This is a genomic window from Mesorhizobium sp. B2-5-13 (assembly GCF_006440535.1).
GTDB classification, from domain to species: domain Bacteria; phylum Pseudomonadota; class Alphaproteobacteria; order Rhizobiales; family Rhizobiaceae; genus Mesorhizobium; species Mesorhizobium salmacidum.
This window is the reverse complement of record NZ_VFUI01000001.1, coordinates 160,729-179,249: the sequence shown is the minus strand read 5'-3', so window position 1 is coordinate 179,249 and position 18,521 is coordinate 160,729. Positions and strand designations below refer to the sequence as shown.

The following is an 18,521-nucleotide window of genomic DNA, read 5'->3' as shown; positions in this document are numbered from 1 at the left end:
AACAAATGGTTTCCATTGCGGCAGCGCACCGCAAAGCCCACTGTCATTCCTGTCGAAGCAGGAATCACGATGCGACACGTATTGACCTCCTTTCTGTCCGTGCACTGGGCGATCGTTTTCGGCCTGCTCGCGCTGATTTGTATCGATGGAAATCGAGGTGTGGCGGCGGCTCTTGGCGTACTCGGGGTGGCCGTCGAGAGCGCCCGATTGATCAATCTGGAGAATATCGTCGTGGTCGCTCCGCTGGCGACCGCGTTGCTGGTCGTGGCGGTACTGTTCTTCTGGGCCTTTGTCGATACGCTGATCAACGACGCGTCCAGCCCGGGCGCCGACAGCGTCATTCGCATCGCCTTTATTTCAGCTTCCGGCGTGATGTCGATGATTCTGATCGGCGGCGCGGCCCAAGGCATCAACGGTCTGTTCATGGTGGTGGCCGTGCAACTGGCCGCACTTCTGGCTTCCTATGTCGCGATGCTCGCCGAACGGCGTTCCGTAGCTGCGTTGGATGAGGACGAATTCCACGCCACGGCGCACAGCATGGCGAAGGCCGCGGCGCATAATTCGCTGCTCTCCCTGATATCGGGCCGGACCGGCTCGAACGGCAAGGGAGGTCGCTGATGCGCTACATCTTCGCGTTGTGGGCGGGCCCGATGGCGCTGTTCTGGGGCTGGTTCTATCTGTCGGCCAACGACATGAATTTCGGCTACGTCATGCTCAGCCGGCAGATGCACGACTTCTTCTTCCAACTCTACGGTCAGATACTCGGTATCGATCCAGCCATCATCCCCGGTATGGTGGCCAAGACCTGCATCTTCGACGGTTTTCTGCTTATGGCGCTGTGGGCGTTTCGCCGCCGCAGTGAGATCACCGGCTGGATCAGGCAGAGGTCGGTGGTTCAGGTTCCCTTCGATCGGCAGCATCGAGCGACTGAAGCCGGTCCAAAACTCCCTGCAGAATAAAGGCAGCTGCCGCCGAATCGATCTTGCCGGCACGTTTGGCGCGCGAGAAGTCCATTTCGATCAGCGTCCGTTCGGCCGCGACCGTCGATAGCCGCTCATCCCAGAACACGAAGGGCAGGTCACTCAGCTGCGCCATGTTGCGCACGAAGGCGCGCGATTTCTGTGCGCGTGGGCCTTCCGACCCGTCCATGTTGATCGGCAGTCCGATCGCCACCGCACCGACATTCTCCTTCTCCAGCAATGCCAAAAGGACGGCGGCATCGAGTGAGAATTTCTTTCTGAGGATGACCGGGCGGGGATGAGCGAAGGAGAAACCCCGGTCGGAAACAGCGACGCCGATCGTCTTGTCGCCGAGATCGAGCCCCGCCAGGGTCTTGCCATGGGCGAGCCGTGCCGGCAATTGCTCAATCGTGATGACAGCCAACGGTTTTCCTCGTCTTTTCGGCGCCACGCGTCTTTTCGGATGCGCGGCGGACACTATACCCTTTGATATCTGGGCTATCGGCGTTCTATCGTCTGGCTCGGCAAAAATCGAGGAAATGCATTCATGAAACTGACCTGGTACGGCCACTCGGCCTTCCGCATCGAAACGGGTGCCGCGAAAATCCTGATCGACCCTTATCTGATCGGCAACCCGTCCTGGACGGGCGATTGGGAAGGGCCGGCCGAAGGGATCACGCATGTTCTTTTGACACACGGGCATAGCGACCACATCAGCGGCGCGCTGGAAGTGCTCGGCAAGAGCGGCGCGCAACTGGTCGCCAATTTCGAGATCTGCATGTACCTGGTCGGCAAGGGCGTCAGCGACAAGGGGATCAATCCCGGCAATATCGGCGGCACGGTCGATTGCGGCGGCTTCACCACCACCTTCGTCCAGGCGCTGCACTCTTCCTCGTTTGGCGAAGAGGGCGGCAAGAACGTCTATCTCGGCAATCCGGGCGGGCTGGTTCTGCATTTCCCGGAAGACAAGACGCTCTACCACATGGGCGATACCGACATCTTTTCCGACATGGCGCTGATCAACGAATTGCACGAGCCGAAGATCGGTATTGTTCCGATCGGCGACCGCTTCACCATGGGCGGCGCGGTGGCAGCCCTTGCCTGCCGCCGCTTCTTCAAGTTCGACACGGTTATCCCTTGCCATTTCGGCACGTTTCCGATGATCGATCCGACGCCTGAGAAGTTCGAAGCCGGCATGGAAGGTTCCGGCGTCAAGGTCGCATTGCCGAACATCGGGGAAACGATTACCATCTAGAAACAACCAAAGCGGAACAAATCCATGGCGTTGGGGCGATCTCTTTGGATGTCGATGTTTGTCGCGGCGTCGCCCGCGCTCGCCGCGGATGATTTCATCGAAGGCGTCTATCTCCAGTCCGAGGAACTTTGCGTACAGGCTAAAAAGGACACGCTGCAGACGCTTGTCGATGCCGGCAACACCGTGCTTTCGAAGAATGGCCTGCAAGGCGTGGAATACAATTGCGAGTTCGTGCAGGTCAGCAAGGCGACGCGCTCGCCGAGCTGGGCGGTGACGGCCATCTGCCAGGAACCGGGCTATGTCTTTCCCGATGTCCTGTCGGTGACGCGGATCAGCCCGACGCAGCTCGATCTCGTCTCGGTCCGGCCCATCGACGATGAGAGCGAGGCGAGCGGTAACAGCGGCAGCTATTATCTATGCGAAGGCGTTGAGCTGCCATGAAGCTCTTTGCCCGATTGTCGGCCGGCGCATGTTGCGCGCCGCGCGCCGCGCCGCTATAGCGCGGACTGGTTTTTCCCGAGGCGAATACATGTCCGTTGATGTCAAGACAGTGAAGCGCGTTGCGCATCTCGCCCGCATCGCAGTGAGCGAGGAAGATGCCGAGCGCATGACCGGCGAGTTGAACGCCATACTGGGCTTCGTCGAACAACTGAACGAGGTCGATGTTTCCGGCGTCGAACCAATGACCTCGGTGACCCCGATGGAGATGAAGAAGCGCGGGGATGTCGTCACCGACGGCAACAACGCGGCCGACATTGTCGCCAATGCACCGGCGACCGACGAGAATTTCTTCCTCGTGCCGAAGGTCGTGGAGTAAGGCGTCGATGGCAATCGAGATCGCCATCGAGACGCCGCTGCAGAATGACGTGCGCGACCTGGTCAGGCAACTCAACGAAACCTTGCTCGAATTGACGCCGCCGGAGCATTGCTACCATCTGACGGTCGAGCAGATGGCGGGCCATGACACGACCGTGTTCATCGCCCGCGACAACGGCACCGCCATTGGTTGTGGAGCGCTGAAGCGCCATGGCGGCGCCATTGGCGAGGTCAAACGCATGTATATCAGGCCGTCGCATCGCGGTCGGCGGATCGGTGCCAGGATTGTGGAACGCGTTGAAGCCTTGGCGCGCGATGAAGGGCTTAAGCGGCTGGTGCTGGAGACCGGCGATCGCCATCCCGCCGCCTGGACCGTCTATGAACGTGCCGGTTTCTCGCGTTGCGGCCCGGTGCTGGATTATCCCGATTCCGAGTGGTCGGTATTTTACGAAAAGAGCCTTTGATGAGCGACCTGACCCATCTGACGATTTCACAGGCCCGCGCCAAGCTGCGCGCCAAGGAGATCACCGCGACCGAGATCACCGAGGCCTATCTCTTGGCGATCGATCGCGCCAATCCGACGCTCAATGCCTATGTCGCGGTGACCGGCGACAAGGCGCGCGACATGGCCAAGACGTCGGACGCCAGGCTACTCAAGGGCGAGGGCGGTGCGCTGGAGGGCATTCCGCTCGGGATCAAGGACCTGTTCGGCACCGAAGGCGTCCATACCCAGGCTTGCAGCCACGTGCTCGACGGCTTCAAGCCGCGCTATGAATCGACTGTCACATCCAATCTGTGGGCCGACGGCGCGGTCATGCTTGGCAAGCTCAACATGGACGAATTCGCCATGGGCTCGTCCAACGAGACCTCCTACTATGGCCCGGTCATCAACCCGTGGCGGCGTTCGCGCCTCGATACGGTGGTGATGCCGACGACACATCAGGGTGACGGCGGCTTCGTTTCGGCCGGTGGCACGAAAACCCAGCGCAGCCTCGACAATGCACAGCTGGTGCCGGGCGGCTCTTCCGGCGGCTCGGCGACCGCTGTGTCAGCCTTCCTGTGTGCCGGTGCGACGGCGACCGACACTGGCGGTTCGATACGCCAGCCGGCCGCCTTCACCGGCACGGTCGGCATCAAGCCGACCTATGGCCGCTGCTCGCGCTGGGGCATCGTCGCCTTTGCCTCGTCGCTCGACCAGGCCGGGCCGATCGCTCGCGACGTGCGCGATGCCGCGATCCTGCTCAAGTCGATGGCCTCGGCCGATCCGAAGGACACCACGTCCGTCGACCGGCCGGTGCCGGACTATGAGGCTGCGATCGGCAAGCCGATCAAGGGCATGAAGGTCGGCATTCCCAAGGAATACCGCGTCGACGGCATGCCGGAGGAGATCGAGGCGCTGTGGCAGAAGGGTATTGCCTGGCTCAGGGATGCCGGTGCCGAGATCGTCGACATCTCCCTGCCGCACACCAAGTATGCGCTGCCTGCCTATTACATCGTCGCGCCGGCCGAGGCTTCTTCCAACCTCGCCCGCTATGACGGCGTCCGCTACGGCTTGCGCGTGCCGGGCAAGGACATCGTCGAGATGTACGAGAAGACCCGCGCCGCCGGCTTCGGCCGCGAGGTCAAGCGCCGCATCATGATCGGTACCTATGTGCTGTCGGCCGGCTACTACGACGCCTACTATCTGCAGGCTCAGAAGGTGCGCAATCTGATCAAGCGCGACTTCGAAAACGTCTTCGCCGCCGGCGTCGATGTCATCCTGACGCCGGCTACACCGTCCGCCGCCTTTGGCATAGCCGACGAGGACATGGCCGCCGATCCGGTCAAGATGTATCTCAACGACATTTTCACGGTCACCGTGAACATGGCCGGTCTGCCGGGCATTGCCGTGCCTGCCGGCCTGGATCCCAAGGGATTGCCGCTCGGCCTGCAACTGATCGGCAGGCCGTTCGAGGAAGAGACATTGTTCCAGACCGCCGCCGTCATCGAGCAGGCGGCCGGCTCATTCCAGCCGGAGAAGTGGTGGTAAGGGTACCGCTCGCCTGGCGCATGATCCCGAAAATCGCGATCGATTTTCGGAGAGAATCATGCGCAAAACCAAAGCATTACAGAGCCCTTGATGCCGTAAGGGTTGAGCGATGTTCTACTATCTTTCCAAGATCTTCTGGTTCTTCATCCAGCCGCTCAACCTGACGATCTTCCTGCTTTTGGCGGGGCTGATCGCCGGGATGATCGGCCGGCGGCGACTTGCCGTCACCGGCAGCGTGCTGGCGTTCCTGATCCTTGCGCTGTCGGCCTGGACATCATTTGGCGCCATGATGCTCAATCCGTTGGAGGAACGCTTTCCCAAGCCGCCTTTGCCGGCGAAGGTAGACGGCATCGTCGTGCTCGGCGGCGGCTTCGAGGGCGCCATCAACCTCGCGCGTGGCGGCTATGAATTGAACAGCAGCGGCGATCGCATGGTCGAGACCGCAATCCTCGCCCGGCGTTTCCCGCAGGCAAAGGTGGTCGTCTCCGGTGGAAACGGCTCACTGTTCTTCGACGGCGAAGGTGATGCCGACACCGCTCCGCGCCTGCTCGAGGCGCTGGGTGTCCCGGCCGATCGGCTGATCCTCGAAGACAAATCCCGCAACACCTACGAGAATGCGGTCTTCAGCCACGAACTGGTCAAACCCAAACCGGGCGAGACATGGCTACTGGTGACATCAGCCTTTCACATGCCACGCGCCAAGGCGCTGTTCGACAAGGCCGGTTTTTCAACCGTTCCCTGGCCGGTCGACTATCGCACCTCCGGTCGGGAAGGCATCGGGCTGTTTCGCGACAATGCGGCCGATTCAGTGCAGAACACGACCATGGCCGTCCGCGAGTGGATCGGACTTTTCGCCTATTGGCTTTCCGGGCGTATCGATCAGCCGTTTCCGGCGCCGGGCGGCTGACCGATCACGGCGCGCCGCGCCGCCGAGAAGAACTGGCGCCGTATCAGGACGGCCAGCAGCAGAAGCGTCGACAGCACGAACACCACCGGATCCACGAACCAGCCGAGATAGCCGATCGAGAAGAACACGCCGCGCAAGCCCGAATTGAAATGCTTGCCGGCCAGCACATTCATTTGCGTCGCGCGCCACACAGCCGTTTGCGTGACGTGATTGCGCGAGGCTTCGCCATGTGGGATCGGCACGGCGCCAATCAGGATCGAGCAGTAATTGAACAGCCTGTAGGCCCAGCCGAATTTGAAGAAGGCAAAGGCCAGGATCAGCACCAGTCCCAGCACCTTGATCTGAAAGGCCGAGCGCGACGGCGCGCCGCCCAAGGGCAGAGTGCTCAGCACCTCAAGCACCCGGTCGGACGCGCCAAGCAGGGCGAAACAGCCGCCGAGCGCGATCAGTGAACTGGAGGCGAAGAAGGCGGTTCCCTGCTGCAGGCCGCTCATGATGGCGGTGTCGACGATGCGGATCTCACGCTCGGCCATGGTGCGCATCCAGGCCTCGCGTTGGGCATTCATTGCAGTCGTCAGCGAGATGCGGCTAACCAGCTTGCCATCGGACGCAAGCGTGTGCAGCACCCATGCGAGGAGGAAAAAGCCCAGCGCCGCGAGATCGGCCGTCGAAAGATAGGAGGAATCGCCCATAGGGGGAATTTATCACATCTTGATCGCTTTGATCGCCGCATGCAGCGTCGGGCAATCAATGTCGCTGCCGGAGCAAACAAGGTCGGCAGGTGCTGCGCCGCGATTGTCAAAAGAGCGGAAACATCTCGGGAATTCCTATATGTAGTCCTCGACATGATCCAGGAGACAGCGTGTTCCTTTCGGTTTTCGACCTGTTCAAGATCGGCATCGGCCCCTCGAGCTCGCACACCATGGGGCCTATGACGGCTGCGCGCCGGTTTCTCGACGAGGTCGCGGGCGACGACTGGCCGCGCCCCGCCGGCGCCAAGGTCGACCGCATCGGCGCCAGCCTGCATGGCTCGCTCGCCTATACCGGCATCGGCCATGGCAGCGACCGTGCCGTCATTCTCGGCCTTGCCGGCCAGACGCCGCAAACGGTCGACCCCGACCAGGCTGACGGCATCATCAGCCGCATCACCGCCGACAAGCTGATTTCACCGCCCGGCCACCCATCCTACCATTTCGACCCGACCACCGATCTGGTGCTCGACCGCAAGACACCGCTCACCGGTCATGCCAACGGCATGGCGTTCTACGCCTACGACGCCGGCGGCCGGGTGCTGCTCAAGCGCATCTACTATTCGATCGGCGGTGGCTTCGTGGTTTCGGAAGAAGAGCTGCAGCGGATGAAGGCAAAAGGCTCGGTCACGACCGAGGGCAAGAAGGTGCCGTATCCCTTCAAGAACGCGGTCGAGATGCTGAAGATGGCGGCCAAGAGCGGCCTTTCCATTGCCGACATGAAGCGCACCAACGAGGAAACGCAGATGTCGCGCGAGGCGCTCGACACCGGTCTCGACGCTATCTGGGATGCGATGAAGGGCTGCATCGACCGCGGCCTGTCGCAGGACGGCATCATGCCGGGTGGGCTGAAGGTGCGGCGGCGCGCCAGACAGCTGCATGACAAGCTGCAGGAGCAGTGGCAGCAGAACCGGCCGAACCCGCTGCTCGCCAATGACTGGCTTTCGATCTATGCGATGGCCGTCAACGAGGAGAATGCCGCCGGCGGGCGTGTCGTCACCGCGCCGACCAACGGCGCGGCCGGCACGCTGCCGGCGGTGCTGCGCTACTGGCTGCATTTCCATCCCGAGGCCGACCAGCCGAGCATCCGCGACTTCCTGCTGACGGCAGCGGCTGTCGGCGGCATCATCAAGTCCAATGCGTCGATCTCCGGCGCCGAAGTCGGCTGCCAGGGCGAGGTGGGCTCAGCCTCGGCGATGGCGGCCGCCGGGCTGTGCGCCGTCATGGGCGGCACGCCCGAACAGGTCGAGAATGCCGCCGAGATCGCGCTCGAACATCATCTCGGCATGACCTGCGACCCGGTCGGCGGGCTGGTCCAGGTGCCATGTATAGAGCGCAACGCTCTGGGTGCCGTCAAGGCGGTGACGGCCGCGTCACTGGCCATCAAAGGCGACGGCGTGCATTTCGTGCCGCTCGATGCCGCGATCGAGACCATGCGCCAGACCGGCCTCGATATGAACGAAAAGTACAAGGAAACCAGCCTTGGCGGGCTTGCGGTCAACGTCGTGGAGTGTTGAGGGCTGGCCCAAACCGGCACTGTGGAGAAGTCCGTCAGGCCGTTGACGTCTCGGCGCCCCGAATTAACCTTAGCGAATGGCTCTCAATCTCCTAAAGCTTTGCGTCGGCTGCGACAGTGTCGAGGATCTCGAAGAGTGGATCGCCTTCCGTCTTGACGAGCGCCGCCGTGCCGGTGAACCAGCCGAACACTGGCACACCACCCGCATGATGCCGACACGTGGCGCCGAGGTCACCGATGGCGGCTCGCTCTACTGGGTGATCAAGGGCAGCGTGCAATGCCGCCAATTGATCACGGAGATACGGCCGTTCATCGATGACGACGGCATCGGCCGCTGCCATTTGATGCTCGATCCCGAGGTGGTGCGTACCGACTGGCAGCCGCGCCGCGCCTTCCAGGGCTGGCGTTACCTGAAGCCAGCGGACGCTCCGGCCGATCTCGGCAAGGGCAAGGCGGGATTGGTCGAGATGCCGCCGAAACTCAGGCGCGAGCTGGCCGAACTCGGCTTGCTCTAACGCATGTCGCCCAAAAGTGACCTCGGTTTTGGGAGAACGACATGCATAAAGACAAAGCCTCTGAAGCGCGTCGCATAGGTCCGTTTCGACGCGACGTGCTTTAGACTTTTTCTGGCCCTCAATCTTGCCTCGTGCTGGACTTGCAAGCGACGGGACAACGCCACATCTTCAAATCCATGCGCGATGAAGAACCGTCGAAGTCGACACAGGCCGCGGCGTTGCGGAACCAGTTCGCACGATGGTCCTCTTCCAGCCCGGGTAAAGGCCATGATTCTGGCGCAGAAAAAGTGTTGAAGGACATCACGCGGCTGTCCAGGCGGACAGGATACCTGCGGGGCGATGGGAAATGTTAGGCGCAATTATCGTTGTGGTCGCGTTGTTGCTGGTGCTCCTGGGGGTAGCCACGGCCTTTCTCCGCGCGGATCCGGCGCAACTCGCAAACGGGATGAGAACCTTGGGGCCGATCCTGCTGGCGCTGGTCGGCGGCGCCGTGCTCCTGGTAGGGCATCAAGCCATCGGCGGCATCATCCTGTTCGTGGCAATCGCCTGGTACGGCGCCACGCGTACAGGCCGGCCAAATGCCAGGCCGGTTGCTGGAAAACGCTCAACCGTGCGGACAGCGGCACTCGAGATGGAACTCGATCACAACACGGGCGGCCTTGAAGGGCTGGTTCTGGCCGGCCGCCACGATGGCAAGATGCTCGGCTCGATGACCCTTGCGGAATTGCAGCATCTCTACCGCGAGCTCTCCGGCGATCCGGAGAGCCGGCAGTTGCTAGAGACGTATCTTGACGGCAGATTTCCCATCTGGCGCAAACACGCTGAGACGAACGGTGGCGAAGGGCTGGGTGTTGCGCCAAGTCCGGGCGCCATGACTAAGGAGGAGGCCTACAAGGTCCTTGGTCTTGAAGCGGGGGCCGCCGCGGCGGATGTCCGCAAGGCGCACCGCCGCCTGATGCAGCGCCTGCACCCCGATATCGGCGGCACGTCTTTCCTGGCGGCGCGGATTAACGAAGCCAAGGACGTCTTGCTCTCCAATCACAACTAGTCTCCTTCGACGCAAAATTTTCCGGGAGATACCTTCCACGCGGTCCTATTGCTGGACGGCGTAGCACTCGATTTTCTTCTTCTTCAAAGCGGTGCAAGCCTTCCACGCGGCATCCTTCGACCCAAAGCCGCCGAAACGCGCGCGGTAGTAGGTGACGCCGTCCTTGTCGAAAGCGACGGTGAAGCCGGAAGCGTCGGCCAGCACCTTGGGAGCCTGCTTGGTTGTGTTGTCGAGGAAAGCCTGGGCTTCGGACTGCTTCGGCGAGGAAGCGACCTGGATGGCCCAGCCTGACGGGACCGACGCGGTGTTGACCGGATCAACGGCCGGGGCGGGCTCTGCATAGGCAGCCACGACCTGTGCGGTGGCGATCTTGGGAGCGGAGACGATGACCGTCTTCACCTTCTTTGCCGGGACAACCAGCTTGGGTGTCTCTGCCTCGGCTGTATCCTCGTCCTCGCTGTCGCCCTGGGCAACGGTCGCGTCGTTCGCGACGGCCGTATCGGCTTCCGCCACGGCCACCGGCTTTTCGTCCGGAGTCGGCGCGTCATGCTTGGGCAGGAGAACCTTCGCAAGTGCGCTGATGGGATTGCTGTCCGCCTTGGCGACCAGATCGCCGCCACCGCGGGTCGATGCCCTCGGCAAATAGGCGTTAATCAGACCAGCCATCTGGTTGTCGCGGCTGCCGCCCGAGGTGCCGCCCATGACGACGGCGACAAGGCGGCGGTTGCCATCAGATACTGATGAGACGAGATTGAAGCCGGAGGCGCGGGTGTAGCCGGTCTTGATGCCGTCGACGCCCTTGATGCGTCCGAGCAGGCGGTTGTGCCCGTTGATGCGCTGGCGACCGTAGAGAAAGGAGCGCTGCGCGAAATAGCCATAGTACTGGGGAAAATGTTCCCTGAGTGCGATGCCGAGCGTGGCCATGTCGCGCGCGGTGGTGAACTGCCCCGGGTCGGGCAGGCCGTTGGCGTTGCGGAAGACGGTGCCGTTCATGCCGAGCTGCCGCGCCTTGGCCGTCATCATGCGGGCGAAATTGGTTTCATTGCCGCCGAGCATCTCGCCGAGCGCGGTCGCCGAGTCGTTGGCCGACTTCGTGACTATCGACAGGATCGCGGTCTCGACCGCGACCGATCCGCCCGGCTTCACGCCGAGTTTGGTCGGCGCCTCGGCGGATGCATGGGCTGAAAACACGACTGGCGTGTCTCTGCTGATCTTGCCCTTCGCCATCGCTTCGAAGGTCAGATAGAGCGTCATCATCTTGGTCAGCGAGGCAGGATAGCGCCGGCCATCGGCATTGGCCGAGTAGAGCACTTTGCCGGTCTTGGCGTCGACGACGATGGCTGCCGATTTTGCCGCGAACGACGAGGCGGCACCCGCGACGACGAATGTCATCGCCATGGCGAGGATCATGATCGTTTTGAGAGGGGACGCGGATTTGGAAACGATGCCCGACAACGCCTGACGCACTGGTAGTTCCTTTGAATTTCTCGTTGCGTTGGAGGCGGCAAAGGGATCCTGCCTCACTTCCAGCCAAGCTAGCGGGGCAGCGTTACCAATCCGTTTATGGTAACCGCCGCGTTCACCATTTTCTGGCGGTTTGAGCCTTCCTTTATTTGAATTTTAGCCATTGCCGCCGCCAGCGCGGCCGCGAGCCTCCGAATTCTTGACTTTTGTGCGCCGCACAATATATATATGCATTGCACAACGGCGCTCGGGGCAGGGCGCGTCAACCGTCCAGGGAGAGTACGAAAATGACCCAGACCTATGAGGACTTCAGCAAATACGGCAAGGAGTTCACTGACACCGGATTGAAGAGCTTCGCCTCTTTGTCCAAGGGCGCGCAGGCGATCGCCACCGAGGCCGGCGAATACACCAAGAAGAGCCTCGAAGCCGGCAGCGCCGCGGTCGAGAAGTTGTTCTCGGCCAAGTCGCTGGACAAGGCGATCGAGATTCAATCCGACTATGCCAAGCAGTCCTACGAGGCGTTCGTTGCCGAGGCCACCAAGATTGGCGACCTCTATGCCGAACTCGCCAAGGAAGCCTACAAGCCTTTCGAATCGATCGTTGCCAAGGCGAAATAATTTTCGCCCGAGAATTCCAGATCCGGCCCTTTGGGCGCGGGACAAAACCCGGTCGTGGAAACGCGGCCGGGTTTTTTCATGTCAACGCTTCACGATCGCGAAATTCCGCCAAGTTGGTCACCTAGCCATATTGTCAGCTAACCAGAAGGGCTTAAAATCGTCCATCGAACACCTACATGTGAAACTCGCATGAGGATTCGAAGAGGCAGGAATACGTGACGATCGGTTTGACTGCCACGAGACGAGTGGCGCGGATGCAAAACGGCGGCGGCGACGGCAATGAGGCCGGCCGCGGGACGGCCGTCATCACGCGCACCAAAACCAAGACCAAGAAGCCCAGCCTTTACCGGGTCCTCATCCTCAACGACGACTACACTCCGATGGAGTTCGTGGTTCACGTGCTGGAGCGTTTTTTCCAGAAGGACCGCGAAGCTGCCACACGCATCATGCTTCATGTTCACAATCATGGAGTGGGCGAGTGCGGGGTCTATACATTCGAGGTGGCCGAGACCAAAGTGTCTCAGGTCATGGATTTCGCCCGACAGAATCAGCATCCGCTGCAATGCGTGATGGAGAAGAAGTGAGGTAACATGCCGGCTTTCTCCCAAGGCCTGGAAAAGGCGCTTCATCAAGCGCTGACGCTCGCCAACGAGCGGCACCATGAATATGCAACCCTTGAACACCTGCTGCTCGCGCTCATCGACGACACGGAGGCGGCCGCCGTCATGCGCGCCTGCAACGTCGATCTTGACGAACTGAAGCATACCGTTCTGACCTACATCGACACCGAGCTCGACAATCTGGTCACCGGCTACGATGAGGATTCCAAACCGACCGCCGGTTTCCAGCGCGTCATCCAGCGCGCGGTGATCCATGTGCAGTCATCTGGCCGCGAGGAAGTGTCGGGTGCCAACGTGCTCGTCGCCATCTTCGCCGAGCGCGAAAGCCATGCCGCTTATTTCCTGCAGGAACAGCAGATGACCCGCTACGACGCGGTCAACTACATCTCGCATGGCATCGCCAAGCGTCCGGGCGCGTCCGAGAGCCGCACCCCGCGCGGCGCCGATGACGAGCAGGGCGGCCAGAACGGTGCCGAGCCCCAGGAGGAAGGCGGCAAGAAGAAGCAGCAGCAGGACGCGCTGACCGCCTATTGCGTCAACCTCAACAACAAGGCCAAGGCCGGCAAGATCGATCCGCTGATCGGCCGCGAGAGCGAGATCAACCGCACCATCCAGGTGCTGTGCCGTCGCTCCAAGAACAACCCGCTCTATGTCGGTGATCCCGGCGTCGGCAAGACGGCGATCGCCGAAGGCCTGGCCAAGCGCATCGTCGAGGGCGACGTGCCGGAAGTCCTGCACAATGCGACCATCTTCGCGCTCGACATGGGCACGCTTTTGGCCGGCACGCGCTATCGCGGTGACTTCGAGGAACGGCTGAAGCAGGTCGTCAAGGAGCTCGAGGACTATCCGGGCGCCGTGCTGTTCATCGACGAGATCCACACGGTGATCGGTGCGGGTGCTACGTCAGGCGGCGCCATGGATGCGTCGAACCTGTTGAAGCCGGCTCTGTCATCGGGTGCGATCCGCTGCATCGGTTCGACCACCTACAAGGAGTTCCGCCAGTTCTTCGAGAAGGACCGCGCGCTGGTGCGGCGCTTCCAGAAGATCGACGTCAACGAGCCGACCGTCGAGGACGCCATCGAGATCATGAAGGGCCTGAAGCCCTATTATGAGGAATTCCACAAGGTGAAGTTCACCAACGAGGCGATCAAGGCCTCGGTGGAGCTGTCGGCGCGCTACATCAACGACCGCAAGCTGCCGGACAAGGCGATCGACGTGATCGACGAGACCGGCGCCTCGCAGATGCTGGTGCCGGAGGCCAAGCGCAAGAAGACGATCGGTATCAAGGAGATCGAAGCGACGATCGCCACCATGGCACGCATCCCGCCGAAAACGGTTTCGGCCGATGACGAGAAGGTGCTGCAGGGCCTGGACATCGAGCTCAAGCGCGTCGTCTACGGCCAGGACACTGCCATCACCGCGCTGACCTCGGCGATCAAGCTGGCGCGTGCCGGCCTGCGCGAACCGGAGAAGCCGATCGGCTCCTACCTGTTCTCAGGTCCGACCGGCGTCGGTAAGACCGAAGTCGCCAAGCAGTTGGCCGCCTCGCTCGGTGTCGAACTGATCCGTTTCGACATGTCGGAATATATGGAACGCCACACCGTCTCGCGGCTGATCGGCGCGCCTCCCGGCTATGTCGGCTTCGACCAGGGCGGCCTTTTGACCGACGGTGTCGACCAGCATCCGCACTGCGTGCTGCTGCTCGACGAGGTCGAAAAGGCGCATCCGGACCTGTTCAACATCCTGTTGCAGGTGATGGACCACGGCAAGCTGACCGACCACAACGGCAAGCAGATCGACTTCCGCAATGTCATCCTGATCATGACCACCAATGCGGGCGCATCCGATGCGCAGCGCGCGGCGATCGGTTTCGGTTCGACCAAGCGCGAAGGCGACGATGTCGAAGCGATCAACCGGCTGTTCACGCCGGAATTCCGCAATCGTCTCGATGCGATCATTCCGTTCGGCTCGCTGCCGGTGCCGGTCATCCATCAGGTGGTGCAGAAGTTCGTCATGCAGCTGGAAGCCCAGCTTTCCGAGCGTGGCGTCACCTTCGACCTGTCGCCGGACGCGATCGCCTGGCTCGCCGACAAGGGCTATGACGAACGCATGGGCGCGCGTCCGCTCGGCCGCGTCATCCAGGAGCACATCAAGAAGCCGCTGGCCGACGAGGTGCTGTTCGGCAAACTCAAGAAGGGCGGCACGGTGCGCGTCACCGTCGAGAAGAAGGAAACCGGCGAGACCGGCCTCAAGCTCGAATCGCTCGCCGACGAGGCGCCGGTGAAGCCGAAGAAGGAAGAGCCGGAAGACGCGCCGAAGCCATCCAAGGCCGTGGCCAGGAAGCCTGCGGCAAAGAAGGTCGTGGCGCAGAAGCCCGAGCCCAAGGGCAAGGACGGCGGCAAGCGCAGCCTCGTGCCGCAACTGCCCAGAAAGAACTGAGCCTGACAAAAGTTGAAGAGAGCCCCGGAAACGGGGCTTTTTTCATTGGGACGACGCGGCGCGTTCAGGAAGTCGAGCATCGCCCGGGCCCTCGGGGAGGCTTCTGCCTAAGGACTGATGCAACGCCCCCGCCCGAGCGCGATCGAACGGCTCACGCGAGCGGCCGGTTCTCTCCGCGAAATGATGCGCGGAATCAGCTTCCCAGCGCGGCGCGGATCTTGTCTGCGTTCCGCGCCAGCACTTCCGGATTCTCCATCGCGCCCGTATGCGGCTTCAGCGGGATGCTGTCGAAGCGCGGGATGACATGCACGTGAAGATGATAGACGGTCTGCCCCGAAGCAGGTTCATTGAACTGCATGACGGTGACGCCGTCGGCGTCAAATGCTTTGCGGACGGCCCGCGCCACTTTCTGGACCACCGTGAAAAGCGGGCCGAACGTTGACGGATCGGCGTCGAGCAGGTTACGCGACGGCACCTTCGGCATCACCAGTGTATGCCCCGGCCCCTGCGGCATCACATCCATGAAGGCCACGACCGCTTCGTCCTCATAGATGCGGTGCGAGGGTATTTCGCCGCGCAGGATCTTTGCGAAGATGTTGTCGGTGTCGTAGGCGGTCTCAGTCATGGCGAACGCTCCGGAGTTTGCCTTGACGTCCGGTGTAGCGAAGCCACCTCCGAGCGGCAAGACGAAGCTGCGGGGCGATCAGCCGAGATCGACCATGGTGGCTTCTACGAGCGCGCGATGGAAGCGTCTTTTGCGCGACGACGCGCTGTCGAAATAAGGTGCGGCGCAGTCGTTCAACAAGGCGGCCCGTGTCGCGGACACCCTGTCGAGCGGAAGCCCGCCGGCCAGCAGCGTCGACAGGAAGGCGCAATCGAGGACCCGCAGGGCAGCAACATCGTGCGACAATCTGCAGTTTAGGGCTTTAATGGCGTAGACTTGCGCGCCCATGCCCGAGGCATGGCCTAGCGGGGTCCTGCCGCGGGGTAAACAGCGTCGGCAGGCGTGTCGAAAAAGCCTGCTATTCCTCGAGATCTTTGCGGAACGGGGTATGTTCTTCCAGATATTCGCCCATCCGCGCCACCTCGCGCCGCTCGCGCCCGAGATAATCGGCGACCGCTTTGCGCAGGCCGGGGTGGGCAATGTAATGCGCCGAATGCATGGTCACCGGCCGGTAGCCGCGCGCCAGCTTGTGCTCGCCTTGCGCGCCTGCTTCGACCACCTTCAACTTGCGTTCGATGGCGAAGTCGATGGCCTGGTGATAGCAGACCTCGAAATGCAGGTAGGGATGATCCTCGATGCAGCCCCAATTGCGGCCGTAGAGCGCGTCGGAGCCGATGAAGTTGATGGCGCCGGCAATGTAGCGCCCGTTGCGCCTGGCCATCACCAGCAGGATGTCGTCCGCCATGCGTTCGCCGATCAGCGAGAAGAACTGACGGTTCAGGTAGGGGCGGCCCCATTTGCGGCTGCCGGTGTCCATGTAGAAGGCGAAGAAGTCGTCCCAGGCCTTTTCGGTCAGGTCCTTGCCGGTCAGCCAGTCGATCGTGATGCCATCGGCGAGCGCTTCGCGCCGTTCTTTCTTCATCGCCTTGCGCTTGCGCGAGGCAAGCGTGGCGAGGAAGTCGTCATAGGTGGAAAAGCCTTCGTTGAAGAAATGGAATTGCTGATCGGTGCGATGCAGGAAGCCCGCGGCCTCCAGCGTCGCGACGTCGCTCTCTTGCGCGAAGGTGACATGCGCCGAGGATATGCCGAGCTTGTCGGTCACCATTTTGAGCCCGGCGGCAAGCCCGGCCTTAACCGCGTCCTGATCCTCGCCCTTGCCGACCAGCAGGCGAGGGCCGGTGACCGGCGTGAACGGCACGGCACTTTGCAATTTTGGATAGTAACGGCCGCCGGCGCGCTCGAAGGCATCCGACCAGCCGTGATCGAACACATATTCGCCCTGGCTGTGCGACTTGAGATAGCAGGGAATAGCGCCGAGCAGCCTGCCTTGTGCGGTTTCCAGCCGCAGGTGATGGCCTTGCCAGCCAGTGCGCCGCACGGCGCAGCCCGAATCCTCCAGAGCGCTCAAAAAAGCGAATGAAACAAGCGGGTTATATCCGGCCGCGTCGCCGCGCGTGGTTCCGGCAAAGCCGTTCCATTCATCGCAGGTAAAGGCGCCTATGCCTGCGGCGATCCGGATCGAATAGCCCGCATTCGCCGATTGTCCGTCGCAGTCGTCGCCCTGATCCATGAGGCTTATTTAAGCTCCATTCGGGCCGCTACAAGTCACGTTTCGGGCACCCTGCTCAGGCGACTTTGACCAGGTCGGGTTCGAAACCTTCGAACGTCATCTGGTCGGCATATCTAAAGGTCAGGTCGACCGCCGGCTGGTCATGCACCGTCCAGGTGATGACAGGCATTTTGAGCTTTTCGCGCACGAAGCTGACAAACGGGTTCGGCAGATCGCCGGCGGCATAGGAGGTAAAGGAGAGTTCGTGCGCCAGCATGGAAAAATGTGCTTCGATCAGCTTGGCGTCCTTGCCATAGGCGGTCAATCCAGCCGGAATGCCGGGCGCGTGCCTAGGGAAATCGCGGATCAGCCAGTGATCAAACGACATGATCGCCGCCTTGCCCTTGTAGCGCTTCAGCATCTTGCCGACGCGCGCCACTAGGCCCCCATCGCGACCGGGAGTTCCTTTCAGCTCGACGACCATGGGCACGCGGCCGTCGACGAGGTCGAGCGTTTCCTGCAGCGTCGGCACGTGATCCGCCGTGCCGCCGACCTTGAGCGCGGTAAGTTCGGCCGCGCTGCGTTGCCAGACGAAACCGTCCTGACCTGTCAGCCGTTGCAGATCGTCATCATGGATGACGATGGGAACGCCATCCGACGACAGATGCACGTCGCATTCGATCGCGTAGCCGCGTTCGGCCGCGGCGGCGAAGGCGGAAAGCGTGTTTTCCCAGCGCGACTTGTTCATGTCGTGAAAGCCGCGATGGGCAACCGGCCGGGCAGTCAGCCAGGAGAGGTCGGTCATGTCCGCACCTTCACTCATTCGACTTCAAAGATCGCTTCGATTTCCACCGCGGCATTAAGCGGCAGGGAGGCGGTGCCGACGGCGGAGCGTGCGTGCTTGCCGCTTTCGCCAAGCGCGGCAACCAGGAAATCGGAGGCGCCGTTGGCGACCAGATGCTGTTCGACGAAGTCGGTGGCCGACGCCACGAAGACGGTGATCTTCACCAGACGGCGGATCTTCTCGAGGTCGCCAAGTGCCGCCTTGGCTTGCGCCAGGATGTTGATGGCGCAGTATTTCGCGGCGTCCTTGCCGCTTGCCGTGTCGACGTCGCGGCCGAGCAGACCGCTCGCCTGCAGCTTGCCGTCCTTGAGCGGCAATTGTCCCGCCGTGAACAGCAGATTGCCGGTCCTGCAATAGGGCACGTAGTTGGCGGCAGGCGCGGCGGCAACAGGAAGCGTCACGCCGAGATCATTTAGCCGCTTTTCGATTGTTTCACTCATTGCTTTTCCCTATTGCTGGAAGGTGCCGCGCTAGCCGGGCCGAAATTGCTATTTTTGCCTCGCTTCCGCCACGACTTTTTTTAAGCTGGA

The 18,521-nt window shown here is 61.9% G+C and carries 22 protein-coding genes; 14 read left to right on the top strand and 8 right to left on the bottom strand.

Going from position 1 to position 18,521, the window contains the following annotated elements:
• The first annotated feature begins 69 nt into the window (after positions 1-69).
• Positions 70-618, top strand: coding sequence for a hypothetical protein (locus FJ434_RS00950; RefSeq protein WP_140711883.1), 549 nt, complete (start codon positions 70-72; stop codon positions 616-618).
• Complete coding sequence (locus tag FJ434_RS00945) at positions 618-959, top strand: DUF6105 family protein (RefSeq protein ID WP_140750241.1); 342 nt, start codon at positions 618-620, stop codon at positions 957-959. Before FJ434_RS00950 ends, FJ434_RS00945 begins: the two co-directional genes overlap by 1 nt.
• Here FJ434_RS00945 and ruvX read toward each other — a convergent pair.
• The gene (ruvX, locus tag FJ434_RS00940; protein ID WP_140505515.1) at positions 877-1,383 is read right to left on the bottom strand and encodes a Holliday junction resolvase RuvX; all 507 of its coding nucleotides are present in this window, start codon (positions 1,381-1,383) and stop codon (positions 877-879) included. The two genes, FJ434_RS00945 and ruvX, sit on opposite strands and share 83 nt — an antisense overlap.
• A 123-nt stretch (positions 1,384-1,506) precedes the next feature.
• Here ruvX and FJ434_RS00935 point away from each other — a divergent pair, with 123 nt between their 5' ends.
• The 6 genes from FJ434_RS00935 to FJ434_RS00910 all read left to right on the top strand — a co-directional run bounded on the left by FJ434_RS00935 (position 1,507) and on the right by FJ434_RS00910 (position 5,966).
• Complete coding sequence (locus FJ434_RS00935; protein WP_140505513.1) at positions 1,507-2,214, top strand: metal-dependent hydrolase; 708 nt, start codon at positions 1,507-1,509, stop codon at positions 2,212-2,214.
• A 48-nt stretch (positions 2,215-2,262) separates the two neighbouring features.
• Positions 2,263-2,655, top strand: a complete 393-nt coding sequence (locus tag FJ434_RS00930) for a hypothetical protein (RefSeq protein ID WP_246673770.1) — start codon at positions 2,263-2,265, stop codon at positions 2,653-2,655.
• A gap of 88 nt (positions 2,656-2,743) precedes the next feature.
• Positions 2,744-3,031, top strand: a complete 288-nt coding sequence (gatC, locus tag FJ434_RS00925; RefSeq protein WP_140505509.1) for an Asp-tRNA(Asn)/Glu-tRNA(Gln) amidotransferase subunit GatC — start codon at positions 2,744-2,746, stop codon at positions 3,029-3,031.
• Between the two features lie 7 nt (positions 3,032-3,038).
• The gene (locus tag FJ434_RS00920) at positions 3,039-3,494 is read left to right on the top strand and encodes a GNAT family N-acetyltransferase (protein ID WP_140505507.1); all 456 of its coding nucleotides are present in this window, start codon (positions 3,039-3,041) and stop codon (positions 3,492-3,494) included.
• A complete protein-coding gene (locus tag FJ434_RS00915; protein WP_140505505.1) occupies positions 3,494-5,059 on the top strand; it encodes an amidase family protein in 1,566 nt (521 codons plus the stop codon). Before FJ434_RS00920 ends, FJ434_RS00915 begins: the two co-directional genes overlap by 1 nt.
• Positions 5,060-5,168: 109 nt before the next feature.
• Positions 5,169-5,966: a YdcF family protein gene (locus tag FJ434_RS00910; protein ID WP_140711690.1), complete on the top strand. Its 798-nt coding sequence runs from the start codon at positions 5,169-5,171 to the stop codon at positions 5,964-5,966.
• Here the strand turns inward: FJ434_RS00910 and FJ434_RS00905 are convergent.
• The gene (locus tag FJ434_RS00905; RefSeq protein WP_140711688.1) at positions 5,939-6,658 is read right to left on the bottom strand and encodes a DUF599 domain-containing protein; all 720 of its coding nucleotides are present in this window, start codon (positions 6,656-6,658) and stop codon (positions 5,939-5,941) included. The two genes, FJ434_RS00910 and FJ434_RS00905, sit on opposite strands and share 28 nt — an antisense overlap.
• A gap of 170 nt (positions 6,659-6,828) precedes the next feature.
• Between FJ434_RS00905 and FJ434_RS00900 the strand changes: the two genes are divergently transcribed.
• From FJ434_RS00900 to FJ434_RS00890, 3 genes are all read left to right on the top strand, one after another.
• Positions 6,829-8,232: an L-serine ammonia-lyase gene (locus tag FJ434_RS00900; RefSeq protein ID WP_140750245.1), complete on the top strand. Its 1,404-nt coding sequence runs from the start codon at positions 6,829-6,831 to the stop codon at positions 8,230-8,232.
• Between the two features lie 76 nt (positions 8,233-8,308).
• The gene (locus tag FJ434_RS00895; protein WP_140505498.1) at positions 8,309-8,746 is read left to right on the top strand and encodes a DUF1489 family protein; all 438 of its coding nucleotides are present in this window, start codon (positions 8,309-8,311) and stop codon (positions 8,744-8,746) included.
• 346 nt (positions 8,747-9,092) lie between these two features.
• Complete coding sequence (locus FJ434_RS00890) at positions 9,093-9,794, top strand: DnaJ domain-containing protein (protein ID WP_140750247.1); 702 nt, start codon at positions 9,093-9,095, stop codon at positions 9,792-9,794.
• Between the two features lie 45 nt (positions 9,795-9,839).
• Here the strand turns inward: FJ434_RS00890 and FJ434_RS00885 are convergent, their stop codons facing one another.
• The gene (locus tag FJ434_RS00885) at positions 9,840-11,261 is read right to left on the bottom strand and encodes a D-alanyl-D-alanine carboxypeptidase family protein (protein ID WP_140750249.1); all 1,422 of its coding nucleotides are present in this window, start codon (positions 11,259-11,261) and stop codon (positions 9,840-9,842) included.
• Between the two features lie 284 nt (positions 11,262-11,545).
• On the opposite strand from FJ434_RS00885, the gene FJ434_RS00880 reads away from it, so the two are divergent.
• The 3 genes from FJ434_RS00880 (at position 11,546) to clpA (ending at position 14,934) form a co-directional block, all read left to right on the top strand.
• Positions 11,546-11,875 (top strand): phasin family protein, encoded by a 330-nt coding sequence (locus FJ434_RS00880; protein ID WP_027142601.1) that lies wholly within the window; start codon positions 11,546-11,548, stop codon positions 11,873-11,875.
• Between the two features lie 254 nt (positions 11,876-12,129).
• Positions 12,130-12,459, top strand: a complete 330-nt coding sequence (clpS, locus tag FJ434_RS00875; RefSeq protein WP_010909565.1) for an ATP-dependent Clp protease adapter ClpS — start codon at positions 12,130-12,132, stop codon at positions 12,457-12,459.
• A gap of 6 nt (positions 12,460-12,465) precedes the next feature.
• The gene (gene clpA / locus FJ434_RS00870; protein WP_140505493.1) at positions 12,466-14,934 is read left to right on the top strand and encodes an ATP-dependent Clp protease ATP-binding subunit ClpA; all 2,469 of its coding nucleotides are present in this window, start codon (positions 12,466-12,468) and stop codon (positions 14,932-14,934) included.
• Positions 14,935-15,127: 193 nt separating this feature from the next.
• On the opposite strand, the gene FJ434_RS00865 is transcribed toward clpA, so the two are convergent.
• The 5 genes from FJ434_RS00865 to FJ434_RS00845 all read right to left on the bottom strand — a co-directional run bounded on the left by FJ434_RS00865 (position 15,128) and on the right by FJ434_RS00845 (position 18,431).
• Entirely contained in the window at positions 15,128-15,559 is a 432-nt protein-coding gene (locus FJ434_RS00865; protein WP_140505492.1) for an HIT family protein, read from the bottom strand.
• Positions 15,560-15,637: 78 nt separating this feature from the next.
• A complete protein-coding gene (locus tag FJ434_RS00860) occupies positions 15,638-15,886 on the bottom strand; it encodes a hypothetical protein (protein WP_140750251.1) in 249 nt (82 codons plus the stop codon).
• A gap of 70 nt (positions 15,887-15,956) precedes the next feature.
• Positions 15,957-17,168: a GNAT family N-acetyltransferase gene (locus tag FJ434_RS00855; RefSeq protein WP_140750253.1), complete on the bottom strand. Its 1,212-nt coding sequence runs from the start codon at positions 17,166-17,168 to the stop codon at positions 15,957-15,959.
• 55 nt (positions 17,169-17,223) lie between these two features.
• On the bottom strand, positions 17,224-17,952 hold the full coding sequence (locus FJ434_RS00850) for a glycerophosphodiester phosphodiesterase (RefSeq protein WP_140750418.1): 729 nt from the start codon (positions 17,950-17,952) through the stop codon (positions 17,224-17,226).
• Between the two features lie 14 nt (positions 17,953-17,966).
• On the bottom strand, positions 17,967-18,431 hold the full coding sequence (locus FJ434_RS00845) for a RidA family protein (protein WP_140750255.1): 465 nt from the start codon (positions 18,429-18,431) through the stop codon (positions 17,967-17,969).
• Positions 18,432-18,521: the final 90 nt, after the last annotated feature.